The following is a 15,702-nucleotide window of genomic DNA, read 5'->3' as shown; positions in this document are numbered from 1 at the left end:
GGGATAACCTGCTGTAAATACGAGAAAAAGGAGCGCGCAGCCGCGAGTCCGTGCCTGCTGCGCGCAGCCTGGAAAAACTAAAACATCGGGGCTTGCGGGGCTGACATGGGAAGCGGGGACAAGCCGGCCTCCCTGCGGCTGAGCAACCGCATACCTGTGGCGAGGGAGCTTGCTCCCGCTGGACTGCGTAGCAGGCCCCGATGGTTTGCATCAGGAGCCGGGGGACGCGTTGCGCCCCAGCGGGAGCAAGCTCCCTCGCCACAGGTTCGGTGTCAGACGCAGAGTTCAGAGCCGCCGTTTGCGGGTGAGGCTCGGGATGGTGGTTTGCGGGATCACCACTTGCTGCGCCTCGGGTGTGGTGCTCAGCGCCAGCGCCGCCAGGGTCGGCTGGCTGAACAGCGCCCGGGCGTCGGTGTGCAAACCGCTCTGGCGCATGCGCGCCACCAGACTCACCGCCAGCAACGAATGCCCACCGAGTTCAAAGAAGTTGTCGTGCCGTCCGACCTGTTCGACGCCAAGCACCTCGCCCCAGATCTGCGCCAGCGCGGTTTCGACTTCACCCTGTGGCGCCACGTATGGGCGATTGATGACTGCATCTGCCCCCGGCTCCGGCAGGGCTTTGCGGTCGATCTTGTCGTTCGGCGTCAGCGGCAAAGCGTCGAGCACTACGAACGCACCGGGCACCATGTACTCGGGCAAACGCTCCAGCACATGGCCGCGCAAGGTTTCCAACGATGGCGCGTCGATGCCGGCGCGCACGGTGTACCAGGCCACCAGACGCTCATCACGGACCATCACCACCGCCTCGCGAATTGCCGGATGCTCGATCAACCGCGCCTCGATTTCCCCCGGCTCCAGACGCAAGCCACGCAGCTTGATCTGGAAGTCGTTGCGACCAAGGAATTCCAGCTCGCCAGCGTGGTTGTAGCGCGCCAGATCCCCGGTGCGGTACAGCCGATCCCCCGGCACAAACGGGCTGTCGATGAAGCGCTCGGCCTGCATCTCCGGCAGCCCGTGATAACCGCGCGCCACACCGACGCCTCCGATATGCAACTCACCGCTGACGCCTTGCGGCACGGGTTGACCGTACCCATCGAGCACGTACAGCCGGGTATTGCTCAGTGCTGTGCCGATCGGCACCACGTTGTCCGGCACCGGCATGTCAGGTTCCAGCGTCCAGCCCGTGCTGTCCACGGTGGTTTCAGTCGGGCCATAAACGTTATGCAACCGCACCCACGGCAGGCGATCGCGCACCTGACGCGCCAGCGCGGCACTGAGTTCGCCGCCACCGTTAAGCACATCGGTCAGGCTGGTGCATTGCTCGACACCGTCCTGTTCAATGAACTGCTGCAACAGCGCCGGGACGAACTTGACCACCGTCACCTGCTGCTCACGAATGGTCTGCACCACATACGCCGAATCGCGGTTGCCGTCCGGTCGCGCCAATACCAGGCGCATGCCGGAACACAGCGGCCAGAAGATCTCCCACACCGAACTGTCGAAGCTGAACGGCGCTTTTTGCAGCAGCGCGCCGTGCTCGGTCGGCGGCGAAATCTGCGAACCCCAATGCACCATGTTGCAGGCACTGCGGTGCTCGATCATCACGCCCTTCGGCAGCCCGGTAGAACCCGAGGTGTAGATCATGTAAGCGAGGTTCGAAGCATTCAGACCCGGCAGTTGAGGGTTGTCTGACGGCTGCTGCTCCCAACTGCCGTGATCCAGATTGATCATCGTCACACCCGGCTCACCCAGCAATTGCCGTGTGGGGCCATGCACCAACAGTGCGACAGGCGCGCTGTCCTGCAACATGTAGTTCAGGCGCTCCAGCGGATAGTCCGGATCCAGCGGCACATAAGCGCCGCCGGCCTTGAGAATCCCCAGCAGACCGACCACCAGATCCAGCCCGCGCTCGACACAGATTGCCACCCGCGCATCCGGTTGCACACCGAGTTCGCGCAGGTGATGGGCCAGACGATTGGCGCGCTGATTGAGCTCGAGGTAAGTCAGGGTTCCCTGCGCGGATTGCAGCGCGATGGCGTCTGGCTTACGCCGCACCTTTGCTTCGAACAACACGTGCAACGGCTGATCCAGCGGACAATCGACCTCAGTGGCATTGAACGTGATCAGCACGCGTTGCAGCTCTTCGGCTTGCAGGATCGGCAAGCGGTTCAACGGCTGCTGCGGTGTCTGTTCCAGGGCCTGCAGCAAACCGTGCAACGCGGTTTGCATGTAGCCGCAAATCCGTTGCGCGCCAATCTGCGCCACGGCCCTGCCGGTGAGGCGCAAGCCGTTGCCGTAATCATCCACGCTCATGGTCAGCGGATAGTTGGTGCGCTCTTCGTTGGCCAGGGTTTCAATGCCTTGCCAGGCTTGCCGCGACGGCTCCAGCAGTTCGGTTTCGTCACTGTGCCGGTAGTTGAGCAGCGCGCTGAACAACGGCGACGGCGAAGCGACGCCACTGCAGCGCTGGGCCAGTGCCAGCGACGCGTGCTCATGCCCGAGCAGCGCGGTCAGTCGCGCGTGGGTGGCGCGCACGGCGTCCAGCACCCCGGCATCGACATCGATGCGCAACGGCAAACTGTTGATGAACACGCCCAAAGCGCGGTCAGCGCCCTCGCCGCCTTGCATGCGCCCCATCAGTACCGTGCCGAACACCACACGCTGCTGGCCGGACGTCGCCGCCAGCACCCGCGCCCACGCCAGATGGACCAGGCTCGCCACGCTGACCCCCGCCTGGCGCGCCTGGGTGCGCAAGCGTTGATAGACGTCAGCCGGCAGGGTCTGCTGCGCTTCGTCAATGCCGCGTCCGTCGCCCTGCACTTCCATCAGCCCGAATGGCAGGGTCGGCTCGTCTATGTCCGCCAGTTGCGCTCGGAAAAACGCCTCGTGTTCCTGCTCGCTGACGCCCAGCCGCGCCTGCGCCACGTAATTGCGATACGGCACTGGCGGCGCCAGCGCCACAGTGTGTCCGCACAGGCTGGCCTGCAGCTCGCCGCGCATCACTTCAAGGGCGATGTGGTCCATGGCCAGATGATGGAACAGCAGAATCCCCACCACTCGCTCCATAGCCGGATCACGGGCATACACCAGACGCAGCAACGGCGCCTGACTGACGTCGAGGCGATAACGCCGGGCGTTGAAACGCGCGTGCAACTGTTCAAGGACCGGCCCGTCACGCGGATCAAGCTCGACCTCCTGCAACGGCACAATCGCTTCACGCCACACCACTTGCACCGGGGTGGTCAGGCCTTCCCAGAGCACCGAAGTACGCAGAATGTCGTGGCGCGCCATGACCTCGCGCAGCGCCGCAGCAAAGGCCTCGACGCGCTCAAGACTGTCGAACGCCAGTTGCGACTGCAGCAGGTACGGATCGCCCTGCTCAGCGGTGATGTGGTGGTAGAGAATCCCCTCCTGCAACGGTGCCAGCGGGTAGATGTCCTGCACATTGGCGGCGCCCCCCGGAACGCTGGCGACGATCCGCTCGATGTCCATCTGCTGCAGTTGTACCAGCGGCAACATCGCCGGCGTGATGTGCGTGCAATCGGCGGCGATGCGGTTGGCCGGCACTTCGATTTCCCGACCGCTGCCGACCGAAGCGGCCAGTGCAGCGAGCGTCGGCTGGCTGAACAGCACGCGCACGTCGCTGCTCAGATCGAGCTGACGCATGCGTTCGATCAGCATCACCGCCAGCAACGAGTGCCCGCCCAGTTCGAAGAAGTGATCGTGACGCCCGACCCGCTCCACTTGCAGGACTTCGGCCCAGATCTGCGCCAGGGCGATTTCGACCTCGCCTTGCGGTGCCTCGTATTCGCGGCGGATCAAATCTCCTGCCTCGGGCGCGGGCAGCGCCTTGCGATCGACCTTGCCGTTGGCGGTCAGCGGCAGCGCCGGCAGACGCACGTAGGCGTTCGGCAGCATGGCGCTGCTCAGGCGGGTTTTCAGGTGTGCGTGCAGTTCATTGATGTTCAACGGCGCCCGCTCGGTGAACCACGCCAACAATTGTCCGTCGCGCACCAGCACCACCGCTTCGCGCACCGCTGGATGGCTGGTGAGTGCGCTCTCGATTTCCCCCGGTTCGATGCGCACGCCACGGATTTTCACCTGATCGTCATTGCGCCCCAGGTATTCCAGATTGCCATCGGCGCGCCAGCGTGCGAGATCGCCAGTGCGATACATGCGCGCCCCCGGTTCAGCGCTGAACGGATCGCGCAGGAAGCGCTCGGCGCTCAGGTCGGCGCGGTTCAAATAACCGCGAGCCACGCCGGCCCCGCCGATGTACAACTCGCCGCTCACGCCCAGCGGCACCGGTTGCTGCTGTTCATCCAGCAGATACACCGTGGCATTGCTCACCGGTTTGCCGATGTGCAGCGACTGCCCGGCGTCGATGCGACCCGAGGTCGCCACCACGGTGGCTTCGGTCGGCCCGTAGTTGTTGATCACTTCGAAGGATTGTTGACGCGGGAACTGGCGCAGGCGATCGCCACCGATCAGCAGCGTGCGCAACGTCGGGTGAGCGAGTTGGCGGCTGAACGCGTATTCGGCGATGGGGGTCGGCAAAAAGCTCACCTCCAGCGGCTGCGCACACCACCAGTCGAGCAGCGCATCGATGTCTTCGCCACCCTCGCTGACCGGCGCCAGGTGCAGGGTCGCGCCCACGCACAGCGCCGGCCAGACTTCCCAGGCCATCGCGTCGAAACCGAAGCCGGCCAGGCTTGAGGTATGGCTGCCGGCGCGCAGGTCGAAAACGTCAGCGTGCCAATCGACCAGATTGCACAGGGTGCGATGCTCGACCATCACCCCCTTGGGCAGGCCGGTGGAACCAGAGGTGTAAATCACATAAGCGAGGTTGGCCGGGGTCAGCCCCGGCATCTTCGGCGCGCCGACATGTTCGACGGGCCAGGTCGGCTGATCCAGCTCGATCACCGGCACCGACAGCGCCGGCAAATGCTCGCGCAGCACACGCTGGGTCAGCACCGCGATGGGCGCGCTGTCCTCCAGCAGATAGCTCAGGCGCTCGGCCGGATGCGCCGGATCCAGCGGAACATAAGCGGCGCCAGCCTTGAGAATCGCCAACAACCCGACCAGTGTGTCGAGCCCGCGACGGGCGATGATCGCCACCCGGTCATCCGGGCGCACACCGAGGTCGAGCAGATGATGAGCGAGCGCATTGGCACGTTGATTGAGTTCGATATAGCTCAGGCATTGCCCTTGAGCAATCGCCGCCAGTGCCTGCGGCCGCAGCATTGCCTGCGCTTCGATACGCTGCGCAAGGGGGGTCGGAGCCGGGTAGTCCACCCGCGTGGCATTCCACTGTTGCAGCAGCGCGGTTTCCTCGGGCGTGCTCAGGTCGAAATCCGCCACCGGCAGGTTCACCGCCTCCAGCCCCTGCTCCAGAATCAACAACCAGCGTTCCGCCAGGGCCTTGACTTGATCGGCGCTGAAATATGCCTCGCTGTAGATCAGGTACAGGCGCGCATCGTCGTTGGCAAGACTGCTCAGCAGGTGCACCGCCAGCGGCGTGGCCTCCTCGACGTTCGAGGCCTTGATGATCCGTCCCGATGCCTCGCCGTAGCGATAATCATGAGTGCCCTGTTCGTAGGAAACCGTGACCTCGAACAGCTGCGAGCGCTCTTCGCGCAGCAAACCCAGGGCGCGGTTCATTTCACTCACGGGGAAGCGCTGATGGCGGAAATCCTTGCGCAGCTCATCACGGATCGCGCGCACCAGTTCAGCGAAGGTAGATTCGCGACCGAAACCCATGCGCACCGCGCTGACCTGGGCGAACAGCCCGAGGGTGGATTTGAAGCGCGCACCCGAGCGGTTGAGAATCGGCAATCCAACTACCCATTCGTCACGCTGCGCGGTACGGCTGAAGTAAACATGCAGCGCCGCCAGCAACACATGGAACGCCGACGCGCCGAACGCTCGGGCCACCTGCTGCATGCGCTCATGCAGCAACGCCGGCAAGGGCTGCGCGTAGACCTGCGTCTGCGCGGTCTGACCGGCCAGACTCTGCTGATGCCGTGGCAGCAACAGCGGCTCGGGCAATTGTCGGTACTTGTCCAGCCAGTAGGCGCGATCCTGCGCATAACGCGGCGACGCTTGGTAGCGCGCATTGTCTTCGATGAAGTCGATGTACGACGGCGCCGCGACTGGTGCCGGTTGGCCGTGCGCCAGCGCGTTATAGATCTCGTCCAGCGACTTGAACATTTCGCCAAAGCTCCAGCCATCGAAGATCAAGTGATGAGCCTGCACGGCTAACCAATGTCGCTGGTCATCGAGGTGGATCAACTGAAAGCGGAACAGGCAGCCGCCGTCCAGCACGAAGGGTTGATCGATGCGCGCCTGAACCAATCGCCGCGCCGCCGATTCAGGCTCGCCGTGCGTCGACACATCGTGGATCGGCATCGGCACCGCGACTGACCGGGCAAACTGCTGCAGCGGCAAGCCTGTTGCACCGGCGCCGGGCAACAGCACCGTGCGCATTGCGTCATGCCGGGCCACCAGCGTTTCCAGCGCGGCCTGCATCCGGGCCGGCTCCAGCGGGCCACTGAGGTCCATGTAGCCGCCGATGTTGTACAGCGGCGAATCACCGCGACTCAGCTGATCCAGCCAGATATCCAGCTGCGCAGCGGTCAGCGGATACGTCTGGAGCGATGCGGACGGCGTGGCCACCGCAGGGGCGGAAATAGGCGGCATAAGATCCTTCTCAGGTGATTTTGCGCCTATTCAAGCATCGGCCCCGAGGCCGACATGACACCTGAAACCCGGACAACCTCGTCCCACGCGCCGGCCAGTCCGCGCTTGAACAGCCTTATTGGGTGGGAACACACTAAAAGTTCGGAGAGGAAATACTGAAATTCTTGTAGGAAAAATGCCACACGCTGACGCCGCCATCGACCAGCGCAGTCAGCATATGAAAAGGTAACTGCCCCGGTTTTCAAGCCTTTGCCGTGACCGAACAGTCACGCAAAGCGCGACCGCTGTACCAGGAACCGTCAGAAGGCCGGCGCCAATTTTCAGAAATGATGGCACTTTGTGTCCCTGTTTTCCCCTACAGACGTAGGACAAATCCATAGGCTTAAATCCCGCCCCAGATCAGTTTCAAGGAGAGACGATTGCGTGGGCGGCTTTTGCATCAACAGCGGACGACTCGGTGATGACTCGGAACCAGGGATGACAAGGATATGAATCTGACCGGCAGCATTCGCAACATGGAAAACCCGCACTTTTACTGGCAACTGGGGGAACTGATTGCCAGCACCGGCGATGATCATTTCGCCAATAACCTGTTCCAGTTGGTCGACACCCTGGTGCCGGTCAATCGCGTCGATCTCAGCGAGTGGACGCTGGACGAACGCCAGGCCAGCGTGGTCGAGATCAAGGCGCTGGGCAGCGCTGGCCTGCCGCAGACCTTTCCGCCGCCAGACCCGTTGACGAGTCCGGACGATCATCCGCTATTGCAGAAGATGATCGAGATGAATGATTCCCTGCTGATTCAACTCAAAGCCTCACTCCAGCCCCGCCATCCGCAGCACAGCGTGCACCAGTGCAATCTGGTGTCGCGCACCTCCAACCGCCGTTGTGTCATCTCGTTCTACCGACCGCATACGCAACGGGTGTTTTCCCTGCCGGAGCTGTCGTTTCTCAAAAGCCTGTCCGACACCCTGTTGCCGCTGATTGAACGGCACGCGCAACTCAGTCGACAGATCGTCGCCAAACAACCGCGCCTGCCCCTGGCCGATCTGGAGCAGGCGCCGTTGCAGCAGGTGTTCGACGAGCGCCTGGCGCTGGGCGCCATTGTCCTCTCGGCCCGGGAAAAGGAAGTCTGCCTCGGGCTGCTGACCGGCGGCACTGTGCCGCAACTGGCCGAGCAGCTGCGGGTCAAGAGCAGTTCGGTCGAGACCTACCTCAAGCGTGCCACCGCCAAACTGGGCGTCAGCGGACGGCATGGCCTGGCGCGCTGGATGGCGGGGGCGTAACGGCGAAGTCAGGCTTCAACGGTGTTCGCGAGGGTGTATGGAGACTGAGTCCCCGGCACGTATTTTTTCTGCATGAGAGCGTTCGATGTTGCGCATGTCCCTGCTGTCCCTCGCCGTCCTGTTGGCCGGTTGTTCGTTGATTCCCGAGTACCAGCGTCCGGCCTCACCGAGCGCGGCGCAGTACCCGCAAGGCGCGATTTACCCGACACAGACAACCGCCGCAGCGCGCTCTGAAGACTGGCGCACGCTGTTCAACGACCCGGCGCTGCAACAGCTGATTGAAAGCGCACTGCTGAACAATCGCGACCTGCGCGTGGCGGCGCTGAACGTCGAGGCGTTCCAGGCGCAGTACCGGATCCAGCGCGCCGATCTGCTGCCGGCAGTGTCGGCCAATGCCAGCGAGTCGCGCCAACGCCTGCCGCCCAGCGTGACCCGCAGCAAAGCCATGATCAATTCGACCTATGCGGCGAATCTCGGCGTCAGTGCCTATGAGCTGGATTTTTTCGGCCGGGTGCGCAGCCTCAGCGAGCAGGCGCTGCAAACCTGGCTGGCGACCGAGCAGGCGCGGCGCAGTGCCGAGCTGAGTCTGGTGGCCAACGTCGCCAATGCCTACCTGACCTGGCGCGCCGATCAGGAGTTGCTCGAACTGACGCGCCAGACCCTCGCCGCCGATGAACAGAGCCTGCGCCTGACCACGCGCAACCGTGACGCCGGCAAGTCTTCGGCGCTGGAACAGGCGCAGGCCAAGACCAGCGTCGACAGTTCGCGAGCCAATCTGGCGCGCTACAAACGCCAGGTGGCGCAGGATCTCAACAGCCTGACGCTGTTGGTCGGCGCGCCAGTCCCCGAGCAACTGCCGGCGCAACCACTGGCCAGCGATCTGATCCGGCAACTGCCGGCGGGGTTGCCGTCGGATCTGCTGCAACGGCGCCCGGACATTCTCCAGGCCGAGTACCAACTGAAGGCGGCCAACGCCAATATCGGCGCGGCGCGCGCGGCGTTTTTCCCCAGTGTCAGCCTGACCGCCAGTGCCGGCACCTCCAGCCGCGATCTGTCCGGGCTGTTCAGCGCCGGCTCCGGCGCCTGGACGTTCCAGCCGCAAATCAACCTGCCGATTTTCAACGCCGGCAGCCTGCGCGCGAGCCTGGATTATTCGAAATTGCAGAAAGACGTCGCAGTCGCCGAATACGAGAAATCGATTCAGACCGCATTTCAGGAAGTCGCCAATGGCCTGGCGGCGCGCAGCACTTATCAGCAGCAATTGCAGGCGCAACGCGATCTGGTGCAGGCCACTCAGGACTACTACAACCTGGCGCAGCATCGGTATCAGAATGGCGTCGACAGCAGCCTGACGTTTCTCGATGCACAGCGTTCGCTGTTCAGTTCACAGCAGGGGCTGATCACCGATCGGCTCGCGCAACTGGTCGCCGAGGTCAACCTGTACATCGTGCTGGGCGGCGGCTGGCGGGCCGATGAGGCGAGTTTTAATTAGCCCCCCGTCACTTTTTCTTACACCTTTTGTCGCCCGATCCTGCGCCACGCAGCGATCCGTGGCCGGCGTCTGCCGTCAGTTTGGTATCATGCGCCGCTTTTACGGTTAACCCCCCGCCAGTCCTGCCGACTGACGGGCTGCAAAAGGCGGTATTAGATGACGGCTTTGTTGACTCGCCGCAAGGTGCTTGCGGGAATGGGCGTGCTGGGCCTGGGCCTGCTCGCCGGCTGCGACACCCGTGGCCAACTGTCGTACAAGTACGGCAAGGACCTGAGCGACAAGATCCTCGGGCGCACCTTCAAGCTGAAGAACACCGACGGCGAAACCATGACGCTGTCGAGCTTTCGCGGCATGATGCCGATGATCTTCTTCGGCTTCACCCAATGCCCGGCCGTGTGCCCGACCACCCTCGCCCGCGCCGCGCAAATCAAGAAACTGATGGGCAAGGACGGCGACCGTCTGCAGGTGATCTTCATCACCCTCGACCCGGAACGCGACACTCCGCAGATCCTCGACAGCTACGTCAAAGCCTTCGACCCGAGCTTCGTCGCGCTGTACGGCACCGTCGAGGAAACCAAGGCCACGGCCAAGGAATTCGACGTGTTCTACGAGAAGGTCCCGGCGGGCGATACCTACACGATCTCCCACACGTCCACCAGTTACGTCTACGACTCGCGCGGCCAGTTGCGCCTGGGTCTGTCTGTATCGCTTTCGGCACAAGAGTGCACGGAAGATTTGCTCACCGTTATGGAGGTCTGCTGATGCACCCCGTTTTGAACAACATCAAACGCGCCGTTTTCGCCCTGTCCCTGCTGGGCCTGGCGTTTCAGGCCAGCGCTCAGACCAAGGTCGACGACGCCTGGGTGCGTGCGACCGTGCCGACCCAATCGGCCAGCGGCGCGTTCATGACCGTCACCGCCGACAGCGACAGCAAACTGCTGAGCGTGGCCTCGCCAGTGGCCAAAGATGTACAGATCCACGAAATGACCATGAAGAACGACGTGATGAGCATGGGCCCGGTCAAATCGGTCGACCTGCCGGCCGGCAAAGCGGTCAGCCTCGACCCGAACGGCTACCACGTGATGCTGATGGGCCTGACCGCTCAGCTCAAGGAAGGCGAAAGCGTGCCGCTGACCCTGACCGTGGAAAACGCCAAGGGCGAGAAGGAAACCGTCGAAGTCAAAGCCGAAGTCCGTGCGCTGACGCACATGGAAGGTCACGATCACAGCAAGATGCATTGATCTGACTGCGCGGCAATAAAAAGGGGCGGCCTGATTGATGATCAGGTCGCCCCTTTTTATTGCGCAAGTCAGCCGCGTTTGCGAGCCAGTGCGTTGCGCACACTTTCTCTCGACATCCCCGAGCGCGGTGCCGCCGCAGTTTTCTCCACGGGCGCCGCAGCCAACTGCTGCTTGCGCTTCAACACCTGACTCCAGCGATAACCGAGATAACCGGCCGCCGCAAAGAACCCCAGCCAACCAGTGATCAGGTTGACCACTGTCCACAGCCCAAGGGTGATCAGTACGGTTTTCCAGGTGAACAGCTTCAGGTTGGCGCCGACAACATCCTCAGGCATCCACCAGCCGCTCACGCAAAAACTCGATGAAACGCTGGGTCTTGGCCGGCAACAAGCGGGTTTCCGTCAGTGCGTATACCGCAATTGAACTGGACTGCCACTTTGGCAACACCCGGCATAACGCGCCGCTGGCCAGATCTTCGGCGGCAATGCCTTCGGCCAACACGGCGATTCCCTGATCAAGCATGGCCAGGCGCCTGAGCATGCCGACACTGTTGAGCTGAAAGCGTCCGGCGATTTCGACTTCAATCGTCTCTCCGGCCGTAGACAGGATCCAGTTGTCCGGCCTTGGCGTGCGCAAACGCAAGCACTCGTGCTTCACCAGATCACTCGGTTGCCGCGGCGTACCAAAACGCTGCAGATACCCCGGTGATGCATACAACCCGCGTCGTAACGTGGTGAGCTTGCGGGCGATCAGATTGGACGTCGCCGGCTCACCCATGCGGATCACGACATCCACCGGCTCGCTGACCAGATCCACCTGGCGTGGCGTAAGGTCGAAATCGAAGCTGATGCCCGGGTAATTCCCGGCAAATTCGGCGATCAGCGGTGCCAGATAAACGTTAGCGAAATCCACCGGCATCGACACGCGCAACAGTCCACTGGGCTGCGCCAGCATTTCACCCAGTTGCTCGTGCGCCAGGCGCGCCTCCTCGACGATCCGCTTGCAGCGGTCAAAGTACAGCTGCCCGGCTTCAGTCAGTTCAAGCTTGCGCGTGGTGCGATGTAGCAAACGCAGGCCAATGGCCTTTTCAAGGCCGCTGATGCGCCGCGACAGAGTCGAATTGGGCATGCCCAGTGCCTCGGCCGCGCGACGAAAGCTGCGCACCTTCACTACCTCCACAAACAGCGCCATATCGTTCAAAAGCTCCACGGAAATTGCTCCATGAGTGGAATAGTCATTTCATCTTTAGCGGATTTATCCCGAAAACGGATTGATTAATGATAGCCACATCAATTACCGAGGAGCAGCAAAATGAGTTCGCTATTCACGCCCGTCCAGATGGGTCGCGTTGTACTTGAGAACCGTCTGGTGATGGCACCGATGACTCGATCCCGTGCAGATGACGACGGTGTACCCAGTGATCTGGTCGCCACTTATTACACGCAGCGCGCCGGCGCCGGCCTGATCATCAGTGAAGGCGTGTATCCCCAGGGGACGGGTAAAGGCTATGTGCGTACTCCCGGGATCGAGACCGACGAACAGGTCAGCGCCTGGAAACAAGTCACCGACGCGGTGCATGCTCAAGGCGGCCGAATTTTCATGCAATTGATGCACAGCGGACGAATCTCCCATCCGTCGCTGCAACCCCGCGGCGCCCTGCCCCTGGCACCGTCGGCGATCAAACCGGCTGGTCAGACCTGGACCTCGAATGGCCTGCAAGACTTCGTCACGCCGCATGCACTGAGCGTGGTCGAAATTGCCGCAGTGGTTGAAGGCTACCGTCAGGCAGCTCGCCGGGCGATTGAGGCCGGTTTCGATGGTGTTGAAGTGCATGGGGCCTCCGGGTATCTGCCAGAGCAGTTTCTCTCCTCTGGCAGCAACCAGCGCAGCGATGAATATGGCGGCTCGGTGGAAAACCGCGCGCGGTTCCTCCTCGAAGTGCTGGCGGCAGTTGCCACGGAAATTGGCAGTGATCGCGTGGGCTTGAAAATCTCCCCCGAGATGAATTTCAACGACATCATCGATGCCGACCCACAAGCAACGTACACCTATCTGGTCGAGCACCTGCACAGTCTCGACCTTGCTTATTTGCACGTCGCCTTGTTTGGCGCCAAGACCGACTATCACGCGTTGCTGCGGCCACTCTTCGATGGTCGCTACTTGATCGGTGGAGGACTCGATCAAGCCGCCGCCCAGGCGTTGATCGAAAACGCACAAGCGGATGCTGTGGTGTTCGGCAGTGCGTTCCTTGCCAACCCGGATCTGCCCGAGCGTCTGCGTCTCGGTGCCGAACTCAATGCACCGGACAAAGACACGTTCTACACCCCGGGCGCCAAGGGCTATATCGACTATCCGACATTGAGCCAAGTGTAAGGAGTCTGCCATGTCCGCCCGCGCCTCCTTGAAGTCCATGCGTCACGGCAGCCATTTCCGTGCCTTTTCTCTGCACGGCGGGCAGCCGAATGTCAGCATCGACCCGTTTCTTGCCGTAGACCATGCGTGGATCAGCGGGCCGACGTTTGCGCCCCACCCACACGCAGGGTTCAGCGCGGTGTCGTATCTGTTTGCCGACTCGCAAACCGCAATCGACAACCGTGATTCGCTGGGCAACCGCAACTTGATTCGACCGGGCGGCCTGCACTGGACAGCCGCCGGCAAAGGCATCGTTCACGAAGAGGTCCCGAACGAAAGCGGCAAGACCGTACACATGCTGCAAATTTTCATCAATTTGCCGCTCGCATTTCAGGAGGCTGCGCCTTTTGCCCTCAGTCTTGCCCCTGAAGACGTGCCGGTCTTGCGTTTGCCGGGGGCCAAAATCCGGGTGCCACTGGGTGCCTTTCTCGACACCCGCTCGCCGCTGGATCTGCCGACCGACGTAAGCCTGCTCGATATCAGCATCAAGCCGAGGCACGAAGTGCGGATTCCCGTTGCCAGCGGCGAGTCGGCGTTCGTCATGCCAATCGACGGCGACATCTGGATCGACGACCAGCGTTTCACCATCGACAACGCGCAGGTACCCGTGAGCCTGGTCATCGGCGAAGCGCACAGCATCACCCTGCGGGCTACAGATGCGCCCGCCCACGCCGTGGTGTTTCGTGGTGTGCCATTGCATCAACCGGTGTATTGGCAGGGGCCGCTGGCACTTGCCTCGTCAGACGCGCTGAGCCGGGCGGTTGCGGCCTATCAGCGCGGTGAGTTCGGAACTCTGTAACCCCGTTGAACCGTTCCATCGACCGGGGCGCCGTGCCCCGTAACATCTGCCAGGAGAGATACCATGAGTTACGAGAAATTCAGTGCCAATAATGCTGCCCTGCTGTTGATCGACCATCAGGTGGGCACCATGGGCTGGGTGAAATCCATTCCGTTCGAAGAACTCAAACGCAATGCCCTGATGCTCGCCAGAACCGCAAGCATTCTCAAACTGCCGGTGGTGCTGACGTCGAGTATGGAGGAATACGCTCAGGGTCCATTGCTCAGCGAACTTGAGACGATCCTGCCTGCCGAGTTCGCCGCACGAGTCAAACGCCTTGGCATCGTCAACGCCATGGATGATGAAAACTTTGCCGGCGCCGTCAAGGCGACCGGACGCAAGAAGCTGATTATTGCCGGGGTCACCAACGACGTCTGCACGGTATACCCGGCGTTGAGTCTGGTGCGCGACGGTTATGAAGTGCAGGTGGTTGCCGATGGCGGCGGATCGCCGAGCGTCATGGCCGACGATATCGCCTTGCGCCGCATGGACAAAGGGGGGGTGACCCTGACCACGACCAATCAGTTGATCGCCGAACTGGCCGGCAGTTGGGCAACCCCTGAGGGTGGCCAACTGGTGCAGGTGTTGATGGAAGCCTTGCAGTCCTGATCACTCAACTCCGGCAGCCGCCGCTCGGCGGCTGTTTTTATGCATCAACTCCCCGCGCCACCATGCGCCTCTTCAAAGAAGTAATCCTTCCAGGTGCCGGCCTTGTTCTTCAGCACGCCCAGTTCCTGCAGTTTTTCGGCATAGATAAACGTGCGCTGCGGCACCACCGTGAAGTCGATTTCCGGATCGGTGACGATCTTCTCGACCAGCGCCAGCGGCAGCTTCGACTGTTCGACGCGGATGTACGCCTGGGCGGCGGCGGGTTTGTCGGCCTTGATGATTTTTTCCGCTTCGACCAGCGCATCGTAGAACGCCTTGTAGGTCCTGGGATTGTCGTCGTGGAATTTTTCCGTGGTGTAGAGCACGTTGAAGGTGGCCTGACCGCCGAGCACGTCGTAGGAACTCAGCACTTTGTGTACGTTGGGGTTTTGCAGCGCCTGATACTGGAACGGCGGGCTGGAGAAATGCGCGTTGATTTCCGAACCGCCGGCAATCAGCGCCGCCGTGGCGTCCGGATGCGGCAGGCTGACCGAGATGTCGTCAAATTTCTTGTACTGGTCATTGCCGAATTCCCTGGCCGTTTCGATCTGCAGGGTCCGCGACTGGAACCCCACGCCCGCTGCGGGTACGGCGATGCGATCCTTGTCGCTGAAGTCCTTCAGGGTCTTGATATTCGGGTTGTTGGTCAGCAGGTAATTGGGCATCGAGCCGAGCGAGGCAATGGCCTTGACGTTCTGTTTGCCGCGGGTGCGATCCCACACGGTAAGCATCGGCGGCACCCCGGCGGAGACCACGTCCAGCGCACCGGTGAGCAGTGCTTCGTTCATGGCAGTGGCGCCGGAAATGCTGTTCCAGTCGACCTTGATCTCCAGCCCCTGCGCCTTGCCGTGTTTTTCGATCAGTTGCTGATCACGAACCACATCGAGAATCAGATAACCGATGCCGAATTGCTGGGCGATGCTGATCTTGCCTTCGGCCTGCGCACCGCTGCTGAACAGCATGCTGCTCGCCAGAGATGCGGCCAACAGGGTCAGCGCAGAACGTTTGAACGGTGTGGCCATGACAACCTCGCAGCAGGGTGGATTTGGCTGAAAGGCCGAACTCTATCGCTATAAAAAACAGAAATTA

Annotated in this window: 11 protein-coding genes; 7 read left to right on the top strand and 4 right to left on the bottom strand. The window is 62.0% G+C overall.

Going from position 1 to position 15,702, the window contains the following annotated elements:
• Nucleotides 1-285: 285 nt before the first annotated feature.
• The gene (locus B1722_RS12795) at nt 286-6,699 is read right to left on the bottom strand and encodes a non-ribosomal peptide synthetase (RefSeq protein WP_041067203.1); all 6,414 of its coding nucleotides are present in this window, start codon (nt 6,697-6,699) and stop codon (nt 286-288) included.
• 488 nt (nt 6,700-7,187) lie between these two features.
• Between B1722_RS12795 and B1722_RS12790 the strand changes: the two genes are divergently transcribed.
• The 4 genes from B1722_RS12790 to B1722_RS12775 all read left to right on the top strand — a co-directional run bounded on the left by B1722_RS12790 (nt 7,188) and on the right by B1722_RS12775 (nt 10,715).
• On the top strand, nt 7,188-7,982 hold the full coding sequence (locus tag B1722_RS12790; RefSeq protein WP_041067206.1) for a helix-turn-helix transcriptional regulator: 795 nt from the start codon (nt 7,188-7,190) through the stop codon (nt 7,980-7,982).
• A gap of 85 nt (nt 7,983-8,067) precedes the next feature.
• Nucleotides 8,068-9,474 carry an efflux transporter outer membrane subunit gene (locus B1722_RS12785; protein WP_041067209.1) on the top strand — a complete coding sequence of 469 codons (1,407 nt, stop codon included), beginning with the start codon at nt 8,068-8,070 and terminating at the stop codon, nt 9,472-9,474.
• A 156-nt stretch (nt 9,475-9,630) separates the two neighbouring features.
• Nucleotides 9,631-10,236, top strand: a complete 606-nt coding sequence (locus tag B1722_RS12780; RefSeq protein ID WP_041067212.1) for an SCO family protein — start codon at nt 9,631-9,633, stop codon at nt 10,234-10,236.
• A complete protein-coding gene (locus B1722_RS12775; protein ID WP_041067215.1) occupies nt 10,236-10,715 on the top strand; it encodes a copper chaperone PCu(A)C in 480 nt (159 codons plus the stop codon). Before B1722_RS12780 ends, B1722_RS12775 begins: the two co-directional genes overlap by 1 nt.
• A gap of 68 nt (nt 10,716-10,783) precedes the next feature.
• Here B1722_RS12775 and B1722_RS12770 read toward each other — a convergent pair whose 3' ends face one another.
• Nucleotides 10,784-11,050 (bottom strand): hypothetical protein, encoded by a 267-nt coding sequence (locus B1722_RS12770; protein ID WP_174377184.1) that lies wholly within the window; start codon nt 11,048-11,050, stop codon nt 10,784-10,786.
• Nucleotides 11,043-11,924 (bottom strand): LysR family transcriptional regulator, encoded by an 882-nt coding sequence (locus B1722_RS12765; protein WP_041067218.1) that lies wholly within the window; start codon nt 11,922-11,924, stop codon nt 11,043-11,045. The genes B1722_RS12770 and B1722_RS12765 overlap by 8 nt, the downstream gene beginning before the upstream one ends.
• Nucleotides 11,925-12,026: 102 nt before the next feature.
• Here B1722_RS12765 and B1722_RS12760 point away from each other — a divergent pair, with 102 nt between their 5' ends.
• The 3 genes from B1722_RS12760 to B1722_RS12750 all read left to right on the top strand — a co-directional run bounded on the left by B1722_RS12760 (nt 12,027) and on the right by B1722_RS12750 (nt 14,574).
• Entirely contained in the window at nt 12,027-13,088 is a 1,062-nt protein-coding gene (locus B1722_RS12760) for an alkene reductase (protein WP_086792781.1), read from the top strand.
• A 10-nt stretch (nt 13,089-13,098) separates the two neighbouring features.
• Complete coding sequence (locus B1722_RS12755; RefSeq protein WP_086792779.1) at nt 13,099-13,926, top strand: pirin family protein; 828 nt, start codon at nt 13,099-13,101, stop codon at nt 13,924-13,926.
• A gap of 63 nt (nt 13,927-13,989) precedes the next feature.
• Complete coding sequence (locus B1722_RS12750; RefSeq protein ID WP_041067227.1) at nt 13,990-14,574, top strand: isochorismatase family protein; 585 nt, start codon at nt 13,990-13,992, stop codon at nt 14,572-14,574.
• Between the two features lie 44 nt (nt 14,575-14,618).
• Here the strand turns inward: B1722_RS12750 and B1722_RS12745 are convergent, their stop codons facing one another.
• Complete coding sequence (locus B1722_RS12745) at nt 14,619-15,635, bottom strand: ABC transporter substrate-binding protein (protein ID WP_086792776.1); 1,017 nt, start codon at nt 15,633-15,635, stop codon at nt 14,619-14,621.
• Nucleotides 15,636-15,702: the final 67 nt, after the last annotated feature.

Origin of the sequence: Pseudomonas sp. SCPG-7, from assembly GCF_002156405.1 — a bacterium.
Classification (GTDB): domain Bacteria; phylum Pseudomonadota; class Gammaproteobacteria; order Pseudomonadales; family Pseudomonadaceae; genus Aquipseudomonas; species Aquipseudomonas parakoreensis.
This window is presented reverse-complemented; position numbering and strand designations above follow the sequence as displayed.